Annotated in this window: 15 protein-coding genes; 3 read left to right on the top strand and 12 right to left on the bottom strand. The window is 65.5% G+C overall.

All coding sequences use genetic code 11. The features are described from left to right. Positions 1-227: 227 nt before the first annotated feature. Complete coding sequence (locus VARPA_RS04270) at positions 228-1,286, top strand: nucleoside hydrolase (protein WP_013539319.1); 1,059 nt, start codon at positions 228-230, stop codon at positions 1,284-1,286. An 85-nt stretch (positions 1,287-1,371) separates the two neighbouring features. Here VARPA_RS04270 and VARPA_RS04265 read toward each other — a convergent pair whose 3' ends face one another. The 6 genes from VARPA_RS04265 to VARPA_RS04240 all read right to left on the bottom strand — a co-directional run bounded on the left by VARPA_RS04265 (position 1,372) and on the right by VARPA_RS04240 (position 7,359). Beyond that, entirely contained in the window at positions 1,372-2,109 is a 738-nt protein-coding gene (locus VARPA_RS04265; protein WP_041942767.1) for an amino acid ABC transporter ATP-binding protein, read from the bottom strand. 35 nt (positions 2,110-2,144) lie between these two features. Next, a complete protein-coding gene (locus VARPA_RS04260; RefSeq protein ID WP_013539317.1) occupies positions 2,145-2,834 on the bottom strand; it encodes an amino acid ABC transporter permease in 690 nt (229 codons plus the stop codon). Between the two features lies 1 nt (position 2,835). Beyond that, on the bottom strand, positions 2,836-3,567 hold the full coding sequence (locus VARPA_RS04255; protein ID WP_013539316.1) for an amino acid ABC transporter permease: 732 nt from the start codon (positions 3,565-3,567) through the stop codon (positions 2,836-2,838). A gap of 91 nt (positions 3,568-3,658) precedes the next feature. Next, the gene (locus VARPA_RS04250) at positions 3,659-4,558 is read right to left on the bottom strand and encodes an amino acid ABC transporter substrate-binding protein (protein WP_013539315.1); all 900 of its coding nucleotides are present in this window, start codon (positions 4,556-4,558) and stop codon (positions 3,659-3,661) included. Between the two features lie 179 nt (positions 4,559-4,737). Next, the gene (locus VARPA_RS04245) at positions 4,738-6,192 is read right to left on the bottom strand and encodes an aspartate ammonia-lyase (RefSeq protein ID WP_013539314.1); all 1,455 of its coding nucleotides are present in this window, start codon (positions 6,190-6,192) and stop codon (positions 4,738-4,740) included. 174 nt (positions 6,193-6,366) lie between these two features. Then, positions 6,367-7,359, bottom strand: a complete 993-nt coding sequence (locus tag VARPA_RS04240) for a LysR substrate-binding domain-containing protein (RefSeq protein WP_013539313.1) — start codon at positions 7,357-7,359, stop codon at positions 6,367-6,369. A 61-nt stretch (positions 7,360-7,420) separates the two neighbouring features. On the opposite strand from VARPA_RS04240, the gene VARPA_RS04235 reads away from it, so the two are divergent. Further along, positions 7,421-8,863 (top strand): amidase, encoded by a 1,443-nt coding sequence (locus VARPA_RS04235; RefSeq protein ID WP_013539312.1) that lies wholly within the window; start codon positions 7,421-7,423, stop codon positions 8,861-8,863. 108 nt (positions 8,864-8,971) lie between these two features. On the opposite strand, the gene VARPA_RS04230 is transcribed toward VARPA_RS04235, so the two are convergent. After that, on the bottom strand, positions 8,972-9,910 hold the full coding sequence (locus VARPA_RS04230; protein WP_013539311.1) for a 2-hydroxyacid dehydrogenase: 939 nt from the start codon (positions 9,908-9,910) through the stop codon (positions 8,972-8,974). Positions 9,911-9,956: 46 nt separating this feature from the next. Beyond that, positions 9,957-11,798 (bottom strand): ABCB family ABC transporter ATP-binding protein/permease, encoded by a 1,842-nt coding sequence (locus VARPA_RS04225; RefSeq protein WP_013539310.1) that lies wholly within the window; start codon positions 11,796-11,798, stop codon positions 9,957-9,959. 41 nt (positions 11,799-11,839) lie between these two features. Between VARPA_RS04225 and VARPA_RS04220 the strand changes: the two genes are divergently transcribed. Next, positions 11,840-12,265 (top strand): acyl-CoA thioesterase, encoded by a 426-nt coding sequence (locus VARPA_RS04220; protein WP_013539309.1) that lies wholly within the window; start codon positions 11,840-11,842, stop codon positions 12,263-12,265. Between the two features lie 141 nt (positions 12,266-12,406). Here the strand turns inward: VARPA_RS04220 and VARPA_RS04215 are convergent, their stop codons facing one another. The 4 genes from VARPA_RS04215 to VARPA_RS04200 all read right to left on the bottom strand — a co-directional run bounded on the left by VARPA_RS04215 (position 12,407) and on the right by VARPA_RS04200 (position 15,894). Continuing rightward, positions 12,407-13,564: an ABC transporter substrate-binding protein gene (locus tag VARPA_RS04215; protein ID WP_013539308.1), complete on the bottom strand. Its 1,158-nt coding sequence runs from the start codon at positions 13,562-13,564 to the stop codon at positions 12,407-12,409. A gap of 146 nt (positions 13,565-13,710) precedes the next feature. Next, on the bottom strand, positions 13,711-14,475 hold the full coding sequence (locus VARPA_RS04210) for an enoyl-CoA hydratase (protein ID WP_013539307.1): 765 nt from the start codon (positions 14,473-14,475) through the stop codon (positions 13,711-13,713). Positions 14,476-14,521: 46 nt separating this feature from the next. Continuing rightward, positions 14,522-15,115, bottom strand: a complete 594-nt coding sequence (locus VARPA_RS04205) for a 2-hydroxychromene-2-carboxylate isomerase (RefSeq protein ID WP_013539306.1) — start codon at positions 15,113-15,115, stop codon at positions 14,522-14,524. Positions 15,116-15,144: 29 nt separating this feature from the next. Next, complete coding sequence (locus VARPA_RS04200) at positions 15,145-15,894, bottom strand: SDR family oxidoreductase (protein WP_013539305.1); 750 nt, start codon at positions 15,892-15,894, stop codon at positions 15,145-15,147. Position 15,895 lies beyond the last annotated feature (1 nt).

Genomic DNA, 15,895 nt, shown 5'->3' with positions numbered 1-15,895 from the left:
CAAGGCCTTCGATGGCCGCACCAAGGCCCCGCTTGCGGGGCTTTTTCTTTGCTGTTTGCGCACTTTCAACTGCAACGAAAATGGCGGGCGAAATCCTTGGTTTGCGGATTGCCCGATGCCCTGTGGCAGAGGCAAAAAACACGCCTTCGATTTCGTGCCGCCGACGCGAATTGCTCTGGCAGACTGGTTTTCACCGCGCGTTTTTCGCGCTTCAAGGAAGCCAGTTCATGCCGCTCTCTTCGCGTTGGAAAGCCGATCTTTCCTCGTTCCTTCTCGCGGGATTCGCCGCCCTCTTGATGACAACCAGCATCGCCCCGACCGCAGCGCACGCCGCCGACGCCAACGCGGTGCACACGCTCATCATCGACACCGACCCCGGTGCCGACGACGTGATCGCGCTGCTGTTCGCCATGGCATCGCCCGAGACGCTCAAGATCCAGGCGCTGACCACGGTGGCCGGCAACGTGCCGCTCGCGAAGACATCGCGCAACGCGCGCCTCGCACGCGAGTGGGCCAAGCGCCCTGACATCCCCGTCTACGCCGGCGCGCCGCGTCCCCTGCTGCGCACGCCGATCTACGCGGCCGACATTCACGGCAGCGAGGGCATCACGGGCGTCAAGGTGTTCGAGCCCCAACAGCCGCTGGCCAATGGCAATGCCGTCGACTACCTGATCCGCACACTGCGTGCCGCGCCCGAGAAGAGCGTGACGCTCGCGATGCTCGGGCCTGAAACGAATCTGGCATTGGCGCTTACGCAAGCCCCGGACATCGTGCGCGGCCTGCGCGAGCTGGTGCTGATGGGCGGGGCGCATTTCAACGGCGGCAACATCACGCCGACGGCGGAATTCAACGTGTTCGCCGATCCGCATGCAGCGGAGATCGTGCTGAAAAGCGGCGTGCCCATCACCATGCTGCCACTGGACGTGACGCACAAGATCCTCACGAGCCCCGAACGCATCGCAAGGTTGCGCGGCCTTGGCAACCAGGCGGGCAAGACGGTGGCCGACATCCTGGATGCCTATGTGCAGCACGACATGCAGTACTACGGCCTGCCCGGCGGCCCGGTGCACGACGCCACCGTCATCGCCTACCTGCTGCAGCCTTCGCTCTTCAAGGGCAAGCAGGTGAACGTGGAAGTCGACAGCCGCGAAGGCATCGGCTTCGGCCAGACGGTGACCGACTGGTACGGCGGGCTGAAGCGGCCCGCCAACGTGAACTGGATCGCCGAGGGCGATGCGCAGGGGTTCTTCGATCTGCTGACGCAGCGCATCTCGCGGCTGCCCTGAACCTCTCGATACGGGCGAGCCCCATGAAAAAAGCCACGCTGCGGAACAGCGTGGCTTTTGTCTTTGCGCCGCGGCAGCGAATCGATCAGTGCTGCAGGATTTTGTTGAGGAAGTCCTTCGTGCGGGGCTGGCGGTTCTCAGGGTGATTGAAGAACTCGTCCTTCGCGCAGTCTTCCAGGATCTTGCCGCCCACGTCGATGAAGATCACGCGGCTCGCGACCTTGCGGGCGAAGGCCATTTCGTGCGTAACCACCATCATGGTCATGCCTTCCTTGGCCAGGCTCACCATCACGTCGAGCACTTCGCCGACCATCTCGGGATCGAGCGCCGAAGTAGGTTCGTCGAACAGCATCACGATCGGGTCCATCGACAGCGCACGGGCGATCGCCACGCGCTGCTGCTGGCCGCCCGAGAGCTGGCCGGGAAACTTGTCCTTGTGCGCCATCAGGCCCACGCGGTCGAGCATCTTCAGGCCGCGAGTCTTGGCTTCGTCGGGCGTGCGGCCCAGCACCTTGATCTGCGCGATCGTGAGGTTCTCGGTCACCGACAGGTGCGGGAACAGTTCGAAGTGCTGGAACACCATGCCGACCTTGGAGCGCAGCTTGGGCAGGTTGGTCTTGGGGTCGTGCAGCGGGATGCCGTTGACGGTGATCTCGCCCTTCTGGAAGGGCTCGAGCGCGTTCACGGTCTTGATGAGCGTGGACTTGCCGGAACCCGACGGGCCGCACACCACCACCACGTCGCCCTTGGAGATGTTCACCGAGCAGTCGTTGAGCACCTGCACCGGGCCATACCACTTGGAGACGTTCTTGATTTCGATCATTTTTTCGGACATTTCTTTCTCTCCGGTTCAGCCACTCAGCGAATGATGGCGATCTTCTTGTGGAGGCGCTTCACGAGCCACGACAAGGCATAACACATGACGAAGTACACGACGGCTGCGAGCAGGTAGGCCTCGATCGGACGGCCGAAGTTCTTGCCGGCGGTCTCGAAGCCCTTGAGCATGTCGTAGGCACCGATGGCATACACAAGCGAGGTGTCCTGGAACAGGATGATGGTCTGCGTGAGCAGCACCGGCAGCATGTTGCGGAACGCCTGCGGCAGCACCACCAGGCGCATGTTCTGGCCGTAGGTCATGCCCACCGCCTGGCCCGCATTCACCTGGCCGCGCGGGATCGACTGGATGCCGGCCCGCATGATCTCGGAGAAGTACGCAGCCTCGAACGCGACGAAGGTGATCACGGCCGAGATTTCGGAGCGGTAGTTCGAGCCGAGCGAACCGAACAGCGAATAGAACGACGCCGGCACGAGCAGGAAGAACCACAGGATCACCATCACCAGCGGAATGCTGCGCATGCCGTTGACGTAGATGGCGGCGGGCGTATCGAGCCACTTCTTGCCCGACAGCCGCATGAGCGCGAGGATCGTGCCGAAGATCACGCCGCCGATCGTGGCCACCACCGTCAGCATGATGCTGAAGTAGAAGCCCTTGATGACGAAGTTGCTGATGACGTCCCAGTTGTAGAACGACAGGTCGAGATTCATCATGTCAATGACCTCCGCCGCCAGCGCTGGCCGAGACGATGAAGCCCGGCACGCGGGTCTTCTTCTCGATGAACGCCATGAGCCGGTTGATGGCCAGGGCCGACACCACGTAGCACGCCGTCACCGCGAGGTAGACCTCGATGCCGCGCGAGGTTTCTTCCTGCGCCTGCATGGCGAACATGGTGAGCTCGGTGACCGACACGGCGAACGCGACGGACGAGTTCTTGAAGATGTTCATCGTCTCGCTCGTGAGCGGCGGGATGATGATGCGGTAGGCCATTGGCAGGATCACGTAGCGGTAGTACTGCGTGGTGGTGAAGCCCACCGCCATGCCCGCATAGCGCTGGCCCTTGGGCAGCGCCTGGATGCCTGAGCGCACCTGCTCGGCGATACGCGCCGAGGTGAAGAAGCCCAGCGCCAGCACCACCAGGATGAAGCTCGGCACGCTCTTCATCACGGGTATGAGCGCCGGAATGACGTGGTACCAGAGGAAGATCTGCACCAGCAGCGGGATGTTGCGAAAGAGCTCCACCCATGCATTGCCGAACCGCACCAGCCATGGGCTGTCGGGCAGCGTGCGGATGATGCCGATCAACGAGCCCAGCACCAGCGCCACGACCAGCGCCAGCAGCGCCACGGACACCGTCCAGCCCCAGGCCGAGAGCATCCACTGCCAGTAGGTCGGATAGTCCCCCCCCGGGTCCTGCAGGAACACCTGCCAATCCCAGTTTCCCATTTCTTACTCCTTCACCGTCTTCGACAAAACCGTCCCTTGAAAAGAAACGCCCACCGCGAAAGGTGGGCGTCATTCACGCAGCGACGCGCGCTTATTCCTTGGTGACGTACTCTTCCGCGGGCTTGTCGTTCGGGTTGGCCCACGCGTTCTTGGTGGCTTCGCCCAGCGGCAGGTTGATCACGACGTTTGCCGGGGGAATCGGCTTCAGGAACCACTTGTCATAGAGCTTGGCGAGCTCGCCCGACTTGGCCTGTGCCTTGATGCTGTCGTCCACGGCCTTCTTGAAGGCCGGGTCGTCCTTGCGGATCATGATGCCGATGGGTTCCACGGCCAGCACGTCCGGCAGGATCTTGTAGTCCTTGGGCGACTTGGACTTGGCGGCGAGCGCGGCCAGGATGGAACCGTCCATCACGAAGGCATCGGCACGGCCGGTTTCCAGCAGCAGGAAGCTGTCGGAGTGGTCCTTGCCGTAGACCTCCTTGAAGCTCAGGTTCTCGGCGCGCTTTTGCTTGCGCACGGTCTGCAGCGGCGTGGTGCCGGTGGTGGTGGCGACCGTCTTGTCCTTCAGGTCGGCCAGCGAGTTGATGCCCGAGTTGGCCTTGACGACGATCTTGGTTTCTTCGACGTAGGTGGTCACGCCGAAAGCCACGTCCTTCTGGCGGGTGGCGTTGTTGGTGGTCGAGCCGCACTCGATGTCCACGGTGCCGTTCTGCACGAGGGGAATGCGGTTCTGCGAGGTGACGGGCTGGAACTTGACTTCGAGCTTCTTGCCAGCGGCCTTCTCGAGGTCCTTGATGATGTTGGCGCAGACGTCGTAGTGGAAGCCGGTGTACTGGCCGTTGCCCAGCGTGTACGACAGGCCCGAGGATTCACGCACGCCTTCGGTGATAACGCCCGAGGCCTTGATCTTGGCCAGGGTGTCATTGGCCTGAGCGAAGGCGCCGCTTGTGGCGAACGCTGCGATTGCCAATGCCATTGCTTGTTTTTTCATACAGAAAACTCCTGAGGGTGACTGAAACAGATACAACTAAATTCTAGACATACATATTTTGCGTGATACCCGGACCAACCCGGTGCATCCGGGGGGCATCCCCGCATGTCTTGCACCGGCCGCGCGCATTGCAGCGCCAGCCTGGTGCGATCCTGCCTCCTGGCATTGTCCGACTTTCACTAAGCAGCCTTTGTGCCCGAAGGCTCGGCAGCCGGCGGGACCGGTGCAGCGGACAGGCGCACCGGCTGGGTCAGGTTCTCGGGCACCAGCAGCGCCTCCATTTCGGCGCGCGTCATGATCCCGAGCGACTCGGCCACCAGGTCGATGGGCCCGCCCGTGGCGAGCGCCGTCTTGGCGATGAGCGCCGCCTTCTCGTAGCCGATGAGCGGATTGAGCGCAGTGACCAGCGTGACCGATTCGCGCACCCGCTTGGCCAGGAACTCCCGGTTGGCCTCGATGCCGTCGACGCAGTTCAGCTGCAGCGTGTTGCAGGCGTTGCCCAGGTGCTTGATGCTCTTGAAAAGGCTCCAGCCCATGATCGGCTCGAAGGCGTTGAGCTGCAGCTGACCCGCCTCGGACGCCATGGTCACGGTGATGTCGTTGCCGATGACTTCGAAGGCCACCTGGTTCATGACTTCCGGAATCACCGGGTTGACCTTGCCCGGCATGATCGACGAGCCCGCCTGCCGCGCGGGCAGTCGGATCTCGCCGAAGCCGGCCTGCGGGCCGCTGGAGAGCAGGCGCAGGTCGTTGCAGGTCTTGCTGAGCTTGGTGGCCACGCGCTTCAACACACCCGAGAGCTGCACGAAGGCGCCCGTGTCCTGCGTGGCCTCGATGAGGTTGGCGGCCTGCTTCAAAGGCACGCCGGTCTGCTCGGCCAGGTACTGGCAGGCGAGGTTGGCATAGCCGTGCGGCGCGTTGATGCCGGTGCCGATCGCGGTGGCGCCGAGGTTGATTTCCTCGATGAGCGCGCGGGCCTCGCCCAGCCGCGCCTCGTCCTCGCCGATCATGATCGCGTAGGTCAGGAACTCCTGGCCCAGCGTCATCGGCACCGCGTCCTGCAGCTGGGTGCGGCCGATTTTCAGGATGTCCTTGAACTCGAGCGCCTTGGCCTCGAAGCTGCGGCGCAGCGCGGCCATGGCTTCGAGCAGCTTGCCGATCGCGAACCACAGCGCCAGGCGCACCGCCGTCGGGTACACATCGTTGGTGCTCTGCGAGGCGTTGACGTGGTCGTTGGGGTGCAGCACGTCGTAGCGCGCCTTCTCGTGGCCGAGTTTTTCGAGCGCGAGGTTGCAGATCACCTCGTTCGCGTTCATGTTGGTCGAGGTGCCGGCGCCGCCTTGAATCACATCGACCACGAACTCGTCGAGCAGCTTGCCTTCGATGATGTCCTCGCAGGCCAGGATGATCGCGGCGGCACGGTCGCGGTCGATGGCGCCCAGGTCGGCGTTGGCGCGGGTCGCGGCCTTCTTCACGAAGGCCAGCGCGCGCACGAGGTCGGGCATGGCCGAGATGCGGGTGCCGGAGATGGCGAAGTTCTCGACGGCGCGCGCCGTGTGCACGCCCCAGTAGGCGGCGGCAGGAATCTGCTTCTCGCCGAGGAAGTCGTGTTCAGTCCTGAAATTGGAGTTCATACGGGGTTCCTCGGCTTAAAAAAAAGCACGCGAGTGGCGCGTGCCGGAGAAGGATGCTGTGACAGCAGTGAAAAACTGCCGCGACTGTAGTACCCCAGTGCTCATGGCGCCAATGCTGAATCCGGGGGGCCCCATGCACGGCATTTATAGATTGTGCGGCGCACAAATCCGGTGTCAGAGGGTGGCCGGCTGGGTGCCGACAAGGTACGACCAGAGCGCGTCGGCCGTTCGCTTGGGCTGGATGCCTTCGGACACCGCCGCCACCTTGGCAGACCGGCCATTGCCGGTCTTCACGGGCACCGGTGCGCTCGGCCGCTCGCGGTAGGCGCGGATTTCCATCGTCGCCTCCAGGCTGTCGATCTCCGGCGGCAGCGCGCTCACGAGCTTGCGGGCCTTGATCTCCTTGCGCACCGCGCTCTGCGGCAGGAAGGCGATGCCATGGCCTTCGAGCGCCATGACCTTCAGGCCTTCGGCCATGTCGGTCTCGTAGACGCGGTCCAGGTGGATGGCCGTGCCCGACTCCTTGAGCAACTGGTCGACCACGCGGCCCAGGTAGGCGCCGGGCGCATAGCCCAGGTAAGGAAGCGGTTGGCCCGGTCGGCCCGGCAGCCGGAAGCGCGGCGCGCCGTCGGCATCGGCCTTGACCCAGGGGGCCACGGTTTCCTCGCCGAGGCTCACCATCTCGTACTTGTTGTTGTCCAGCTGCAGCGGCTGCGAGGGGTGGTGGTAGGCGATCAGCAGGTCGCAACTGCCCTCGACCAGCCGCAGCACCGCGTCGTGCACGTTGAGCGCGATGAGCCGGCTCTTGATCGGCCCGAAGTGCTCGCGCAGGCTGGTCACCCACGAGGGAAAGAAGGTGAAGGCCAGCGTGTGCGGCACGGCGATCTCGATCACGTCCTGCCCGGCGGCCGAGTGGCCGCGCAGCATGGCCCGGGTGCTCTGCAGCGACTGCAGCATCTCGATGGCCTGGCTGTAGAGCGTCTGGCCCGCGGGCGTGAGCCGCGTGGGGTAGGAGCTGCGATCGACGAGGTCGGTACCGGCCCAGCCTTCGAGCGCCTGGATGCGGCGGGAGAACGCCGGCTGCGTCACGTGCCTCAACTGGGCCGAGCGGCTGAAGCTGCGGGTCTCCGCCAAGCTGATGAAGTCTTCGAGCCACTTTGTTTCCATGAGTGACGATTATGCGAGCGCCGCGCCATACTGGGCGCCTCCTCCTTTACCCGCATCCGCCATGCCTTCAGACGACCTGCTCGCCCTGAGCGCCACCGAACTCTCGCGCCGCATCGCGGCACGCGAGGTGTCCTGCCAGGAACTCATGCAGGCCTCGCTGGGCCGCATCGAGGCGCTGAACCCGCGCTTCAATGCCATCGTCTCGCTGCGTGAACCGGAGCAACTGCTGGCCGAAGCCGGCGAGCGCGATGCCGAACTGGCGCGTGGCGAACGGCGTGGCTGGATGCACGGCTTCCCGCTCGCGGTGAAGGACCTGAGCCATGCCGCCGGGCTGCCGACCTCCATGGGCTCGCCCCTGTCGCCGCGCTCGCCTGCGCGCACCGACAGCCTGCATGTCGCCCGCATGCGCGCGGCCGGCGCCATCGTCATCGGCAAGACCAACACGCCCGAGTTCGGCCTCGGCTCGCACACCTACAACACGGTGTTCGGCATTACCCGCAACGCCTATGCGCCCGAGCGCAGCGCAGGCGGCAGCAGCGGCGGCGCTGCCGTGGCGCTGGCCCTGCGCATGCTGCCGGTGGCCGACGGCAGCGACATGATGGGGTCTCTCCGCAACCCCGCGGCCTTCAACAACGTGATCGGCATGCGTCCCTCGCGCGGCCGCGTGCCCGGCGATCCGGAGCAGGAGCTGTTCTTCCAGCAACTGGGTTGCGAAGGGCCGATGGCGCGCACGGTGGAAGACACGGCGCGGCTGCTCGCGGTGCAATCGGGTTTCGACGGGCGCGTGCCGCTGTCGTCGCCCCATGCGCTGCCCTCGCCTGATGAACTCTCGCTGGATGGCGACGGCAAGGGCCTGCGCATCGGCTGGCTCGGCAGCATCTGGCCCGAGCTGCCGCTGGCGCCCGGCATCCGCGAACTCGGCGAGAAGGCGCTCGAAACCTTCCGCACCATCGGCTGCGAGGTCGAGCCCTGCACGCTCGACGTGCCGCGCGAGCACAACTGGAGCGCGTGGCTGCGGCTGCGGCAGCTGCTGGTCGGCGGCAAGCTCGGCGCGTACCTGAGCGATCCGAAGCTGTTCGCGCAGTTGAAGCCCGAGGCGCAATGGGAAATCGAGCAGAGCCGGCATCTGGATGCGGCGTCGCTGTACCAGGCGTCGCTCTATCGCTCGAACGTGTACCGCGCGTTTCTCAAGCTCTTCGAGCGCTTCGATTTCGTCGTGGCACCGACTGCGCAGGTCTTTCCGTTCGACGCCGAACTGCATTGGCCCGATGCAGTGGACGGCGTGAAAAGCGACACGTACCACCGCTGGATGGAGATCGTCACGCCGTTCACGCTGGCGGGACTGCCGACGCTGAATGTGCGCGCGGGCTTCGGTGAAGGCGGTTTGCCGATGGGCTTGCAGCTCGCCGGGCCGATCCATGCAGACCTCGACGTGCTGCGGCTAGGTCATGCCTATGACCAGGCCTGCGGCTGGGGCGCTCGGCGCCCTTCGGCCTTGGATTGACTCCCTCCCCCGCTGGGGGAGGGCGGGGGTGGGGGCAAGCGGCGCATCCATCGAGCGCTCTGCCCGCCCCCATCCCAGCCTTCCCCCAGAGGGGGAAGGAGCAAGACATCAGATCGGGGTGAGCACGCCACGCCCTGCGAAGTGCCCTTCGGCATTCGCAAGGAAGTGGTCCACCGACTTCTGCGTCGCCTCGGGCGACCAGCCCGCCATGTGCGGCGTCAGCAGGACGTTGTCGAGACCCACGAGCGGCTCCGGCCGCTTGGGTTCGCTCTCGTAGACATCGACACCCGCGCCCGCAATGCGGTTCTCGCGCAGCGCCGCACCCAGCGCCTCGGTGTCGACCACGCTGCCGCGGCCGATGCTCACCAGGTAGCCCTGCGGCCCGAGCGCATCGAGCACCTCGGCATTGACCAGGTGCCTGGTCGCCGGGCCGCCCGGCGCGGCGAGCACCAGGAAGTCGGCCCAGGCGGCGAGCGATTTCAGGTCATCGAAGTAGCGGTGCGTCGCGCCTTCGCGCGGCTTCCGGTTGTGATAGCCGATCTCCATGTCGAACGCCGCTGCGCGCTTGGCGATCTTCTGGCCGATGGTGCCGAGCCCCAGGATGCCCAGCTTTTTGCCCGACACGTTCGGCGGCTGCGGAATGGCCTCGCGCCACACGCCTTCGCGGCACAGCCGGTCGAGCTTGCGAAGCTCGCGCACGACGCCGATCAGGAGGCCGAAAGCGTGGTCGGCCACGCAGTCGTCGTTGGTGCCGGCGCCGTTGGCGGTCACGATGCCGCGGGCGCGCGTCACCTCGAGCGGCACGCATTCGTAACCCGCGCCCAGGCAGCAGACCAGCTCGAGCGCCGGCATCGCCGCGATTTCCTCGGGGGCGACGCCGATCACGCCGATGGTCAGCACCGCGCGGAATGCCTTGCCGCGCTCGGCGATGGCGGCCGCGCGTGCGGCGGGGTCGAAGGCGTAGGTCACGTCGTAGACCTCTGCAAGCTGGGCCTCGTGGGCGCTCGAGAGGCTGTTGAGCACCAGCAGGGGAATCTTGGTCGACACGTCTGAACTCCTGGATCGAGTAGAGGAAAAGGGTTGAATGATCAGGCTAGAGCAGCGGCGCCGCTTCGCTCTTCTGCAAAGCCCACATCTGCGCATAGCGGCCTTGCTTGGCGAGCAGCTCGGCGTGCGTGCCGCGCTCGACGATCACGCCGGATTCGAGCACGAGGATCTCGTGCGCATCGACCACGGTCGACAGCCGGTGCGCAATGACCAGCGTGGTCTTGTCCTGCGCAGCGCTCTTGAGCTCCGACTGGATGGCCCGCTCGTTGGCTGAATCGAGCGCCGAGGTGGCCTCATCGAAGATCACGATCGGCGGATTCTTCAGCAGCGTGCGCGCGATGGCCACCCGCTGCTTCTCGCCTCCCGAGAGCTTGAGGCCGCGCTCGCCCACCGTCGTTTCGTAGCCCATGGGCGTGGCCGAGATGAAGTCGTGGATGCGCGCAGCCCGCGCTGCGCCTTCGACCTCTTCGCGCGTCGCGCCGGGGCGGCCGTACGCGATGTTGTATTCGACCGTGTCGTTGAAGAGCACCGTGTCCTGCGGCACGATGCCGATGGCCCGGCGCACGCTCGACTGGGTGACCTCGCGAATGTCTTCGCCGCCGATGGTGATGCGGCCCTGCTGCACGTCGTAGAAGCGATAGAGCAGCCGCGCCAGCGTGGACTTGCCCGACCCGGAGGGGCCGACCACCGCCACCGTCTTGCCGGCTGGAATCTCGAAGCTCACATGCTTGAGGATCGGCCGCGCGGGTTCGTAGGCAAAGTTCACGTCCTCGAAGCGGATGGTGGAATCGATGCCGGCCAGGGGCTTCGCATCGGGCGCATCGCGCACCTCGCGCTCCTTCTCCATGAGCACGAACATCTTGTCCAGGTCGGTCAGGCTCTGCTTGATCTCGCGGTAGATCACGCCCAGGAAGTTGAGCGGAATGTAGAGCTGGATCATGAAGGCGTTGACCATCACCAGGTCGCCCAGCGTCATGCGCCCTTCGACCACGCCCGAGGTGGCCCGCCACAGCATCAGCACCAGGCTGATCGCGATCAGCAACTGCTGCCCGATGTTGAGCATGCTCAGCGTGCGCTGGCTCTTGATGGCCGCCTTGCGGTAGCGGTCCAGGCTCGCGTCGTAGCGCTTGGCCTCGAACTCCTCGTTGTTGAAGTACTTGACGGTTTCGTAGTTCAGGAGCGAATCGACCGCGCGGCTCTGGGCCATCGAATCGAGCTCGTTCATGGTCTTGCGGAACTGGGTGCGCCACTCGGTCACCGTCACCGTGAAGGTGATGTAGAGCACCAGCGCCGCCGCGGTGATCCAGACGAACAGCGAATCGAACTTCACGCCCAGGATCGTGAGCACCAGCACCAGCTCGATGATGGTGGGGACGATGCTGTAGAGCGACATCGAGATGAGCGAGTGCACGCCGCGCGTGCCGCGCTCGATGTCGCGCGTCATGCCGCCGGTCTGGCGCTCCAGGTGGAAGCGCAGGCTCAGCGAATGCAGGTGGCCGAAGACCTCCAGCGCGATCTGCCGCGCCGTGCCCTCGGTGGCCTTGGCGAAGATCAGTTCGCGCAGTTCGCCGAAGAGCGCGGTCGAGAAGCGCAGGAGGCCGTAGGCGAGCAGGAGACCGATCGGCACGATGAGCAGCGCCTGCGCCATGTCCGGCTTGGGCGTCATCGTGTCGATGAGGTTCTTCAGCAGCACCGGCACGCCCACGTTGGCCACCTTGGCGCCCACCATGAACGCGAGCGCGGCCATCACGCGCCACTTGTATTGCCAGAGGTAGGGAAAGAGCCGGCGCAGCGTCGCCCAGTCGGAGCGGTCGCTTTTCGCCGGCGGGTGGCCGGAGACGGTGTGGGAAGGAGAGGATGGAGAAGAGGCTTCGCCGCTGCGGCGCATGGGGGACAATCGTGGTTGTTGTTTGTTGCCAGATTGTGCCCATGTCAGATACTTCCAGTGCTGCCGCCGCAGCGACCCTCAAAAGCCTGCCCACCGACATGGAGCTGGTGCTCAAGGTCATTCCGATGCCGGCCGACTGCAATGCCAACGGCGACATCTTCGGCGGCTGGGTCATGGCGCAGTGCGACTTGGCCGGCTCGGTGATCCCGGCGCGCTACGCCAAGGGGCGGCAGGCCACGGTGGCGGTCAACGAGTTCATCTTCAAGCAGCCGGTGCGGCTGGGCGACATCCTCTCGTTCTATTCGAAGCTGGTGCGCATCGGGCGCACTTCGGTCACGGTGACGGTCGAGGTGTTCGCCGAGCGCTTCCGGGCCCAGGGCGAGTACATCAAGGTGACGCAGGCGACGTTCACCTATGTGGCGATCGACGACAACGGCCGGCCGCGGGTGATCGAACAACCCGCCTGAAAGCCAAAACCGTTCGGGCTGAGCTTGGCCTGTCCTGAGCTCGTCGAAGGATCGAAGTCTTGCGCAGTGCTTCGACAGGCTCAGCATGAACGGTAGCAAGAGCTTCGACAAGCTCAGTGCGAACGGCTCCGGGGCTTCACGTCAAACGCCCGGGTCGCGCACGCGCTCGAATCGCTCGAACTCCTGGTTGACCCAGCGCCCCTCGCGCCGCTCGGTGCGGCGGATGTAGACGGTCTGCACGATGTCGCGCGTGTGGGCGTCGATCTCGATCGGGCCGCGCGGGCTCTCGAACTTGAGGCCCCGGAAGGCATCGACCAGGCGCTCCCCACTGAGGGAGCCGCGCGCCGAGGGCGAGCTCATCGCCGCATCGATGGCCGCGAGCGCATCGTGCGCCGCCACGGCGAAATAGCCCGGCCGCAGATGGCTGCCGTATTCCGTCTCGAAGACGCCCGTGAAGCGGCGGTTGGCCGGCGATTCATGCGCGAACGAGTAGTGGTGGCTGGTCACGAGCCCGTCGGCCAGTTCGCCGATGCCTTCGAGGTAATGGTCGTCGGTGGCGTCGCCGGTCGCGAGCAGGCGGATGCCGGTGTCGGCCATGCCGCGGTCGCGCCAGAACTTGAGGAACGTCGCCGGCATCTGCCCCGAGGGCAGAAAGAAGAACACCGCCTGCGGCTTGAGCTCGCGCAGCCGCAGCATGTAGGCCGAGTAATCGAGCGTGTTGAGCGGCACCCGCAACATCGCGCCGACCTGTCCGCCGCCGGCGGTGATGCCCGCGACGAAGGTGCTTTCGGCATCGACGCCCGAGGCGTAGTCGGCCACCACGGTGCAGACATCGCGCAGGCCCTGCTGCAGCGCCCAGCGCGCGAGCGGCAGCGTGACCTGGGCGATGGTGAACGACAGCCGCACGGCATAAGGGCAGCGCGCCGTGATGCCCGAGGAGGCCGCGTTCATCACCACCAGCGGCAGCTTCGCCTGCACGGCGACGGTGCCGACGGCATAGGCGTTGGAGCTGAAGTCCAGGCCGGCGAACAGATCGACGCGCTCGTTCTCCACGAGCTCCTGTGCATTGCGGCGCGCCTGTTCCGGCGCACTGCCCGGCACGTCGCGGCGCAGCAATTCGACGGGCCGCCCCGCGATCTGCTGGTTGTGCGCGGCCAGCCAGACCGACATGCCCGCATCGAACTGCCGCCCGCCGCCCGCATAAGGACCTGACCAGGAACCGATGACGCCGATGCGCAGCGGGCGGACCCGCGCGAGGACCACGGAAGGCGCCGCCAAGGTGCCCGCAAGCAAGCCCAAAGTACGCCTGCGTGTGCGGTCGATTGCTACTTTTTCAGTAGCATCAATTGCCCGCTGGCCGGGCGTTTCGGGCGGTCTTGTCTCGAAAATTTGCACGCCGGACAGTGTAAAGGGCCACTGTCGGCGGGCCAACGCGGGAGGAACCCTCAGACTTTCGAGAAATCGGGCTTGCGCTTCTCCATGAACGCGCCGAAGGCTTCCTTGGCGGCCGGCTCGCGCAGCATGCGGCCGAAGCTCGCGCCCTCTTCGCCCATGCGCTCGAGCACTGCGGGCAGTTGCCCCTTCTTCAGCAGGCGCTTGGTCTCGACCAGCGCGCTCAGCGGCTTGGCCGCGAGCTTGCGGGCCTGCGTTTGCGCGATGCCGTTGGCTTCGGTCGGCGGCACGACGCGGTTGACCAGGCCCACTTCGAGCGCGGCCTCGGCCATGAAAGGTTCGCCCAGCAGCAGCGCTTCGGCCGCGCGGTGATAGCCCAGCATCTGCGGCACGAGCAGGCTCGATGCCGCCTCGGGGCACAGACCCAGGTTCACGAAGGGCATCGAGAACGCCGCGTTGTCGCCGGCATAGACGAGGTCGCAATGGAACAGCATCGTCGTGCCGATGCCCACGGCCGGACCGCAGACCGACGCGACGATGGGCTTCGGAAAGGTCGCGATGCCGCGCAGGAAGCGGAACACCGGCGACTCCTGCGTGGCGGGCGGCCCGTTGAGAAAATCGCCGATGTCGTTGCCCGCGCTGAAGATCGTCGGGTCGCCCTGGATCAGCACGCAGCGCACCGCCGCTTCGCTCTCGGCCGTGACCAGCGCATCGGCCAACTCGGCGTACATGCTGCTGGTGATCGAGTTCTTCTTGTCGACGCGATTGAATGTGATGGTCATCACACCGGCTTCGGTGTGGACGAGGATGTCGCTCATGGGAATGGTCCTTGGATAAAAACGGTTGCTGCTGTCGGCAGTTCGCTCAGGCGTCGAGTGCTTCGCGCACGAAATCGAGGCGGTCCTGCCCCCAGAACATCTGGTCGCCGACGAACATGGTGGGGGCGCCGAACACGCCGCGCTCCACGGCTTCCTGCGTGACGGCCTTGAGGCGGTCCTTCACTTCCTGCGCGCCGGCCAGCGCGAGCAAAGCGGTGGCGTCGAAGCCCGCATTCTGCAAGACGGCGCCGACCGTCGCCGGGTCGTTGAGGTTCTGCGGCTCGACCCACATCGCGTGGTAGACCGCATCGACGTATGCGCCGAAACGCGCCGGCTCTTTCATCTGCATGCCGGTCGCACCACGCATCAGCAGCAGCGTGTTGATCGGGAAATGCGGGTTGTGCACGAAGGGCACGCCGTAGCGCCTGGCGAAGCGCTTGAGGTCGATGTTCATGTACGGGCCCTTGGGCTTGATCTCCGCGGGCGAATGGTTGCCGGTGGCCTGGAACACGCCACCCAGCAGCATCGGCTTCCACACCAGCTCGGCGCCCGTGTCCGCACACACGTGCGGCAACTGGGTCGCGGCCAAGTAGGCGGCGGGGCTGCCGAAATCGAAATAGAACTCGACGGTCTTTGTCATGGGTGTCTCCGGATCTTTTGATCTGTTTGTCAGAACTTCTCGGACCAAGGTCGCAGATCCAACTCGTGCGTCCACGCGTCGCGCGGCTGCGAATGCAGCATCCAGTAGCTGTCGGCGATGTGGTCCGGATTCAGGATGCCGTCGCTCTCCTTCAGCGCATAGCGCTCGGGGAAATTGCTGCGGATGAACTCGGTGTCGATGGCGCCATCGACCACCACGTGCGCGACGTGAATGCCTTGCGGCCCCAGTTCGCGCGCCATCGATTGGGCCAGTGCGCGCAGGGCCATCTTCGCGCCCGAGAACGCGCCGAAGTTCGCGGCGCCGCGCAGCGAGGCGGTGGCGCCGGTGAAGATGATCGTGCCGCGATGCCCGCCTTGCGGCATCTCGCGCGCCACCATGCGCCTCGCCACTTCGCGCCCGTTGAGAAAGCCCGAGAAGCACGCCATCTCCCACACCTTGAAGTACTTGCGCGCGGTCTCGGTGAGGATGCTCTCGGGCACGTTGGCGCCGATGTTGAACACCATCACCTCGATCGGGCCGACCGTGGATTCGATCTGCTCGATGAGGGCGACGACCTCTTCTTCTTTTCGCGCATCGCATGCAAAGGCATGGGCGCGGCCGCCATCGGCCTCGATCTGCGCGACCAGCGGCTGCAGCTTGTCGAGGCTGCGCCGGGTGACGCAAGCGGCGAATCCCTCGCGTGCGAAGCGGCGGGCGATGGCGCCGCCGGTGGCATCACCCGCGCCGACGATGAGAGCGGCTTTCTGCAGAGCGGCCATT

The organism is Variovorax paradoxus EPS, assembly GCF_000184745.1.
GTDB lineage: Bacteria > Pseudomonadota > Gammaproteobacteria > Burkholderiales > Burkholderiaceae_C > Variovorax > Variovorax paradoxus_C.
The sequence above is the reverse complement of the archived record's forward strand: the minus strand, read 5'-3'. Positions and strand labels throughout refer to the sequence as shown.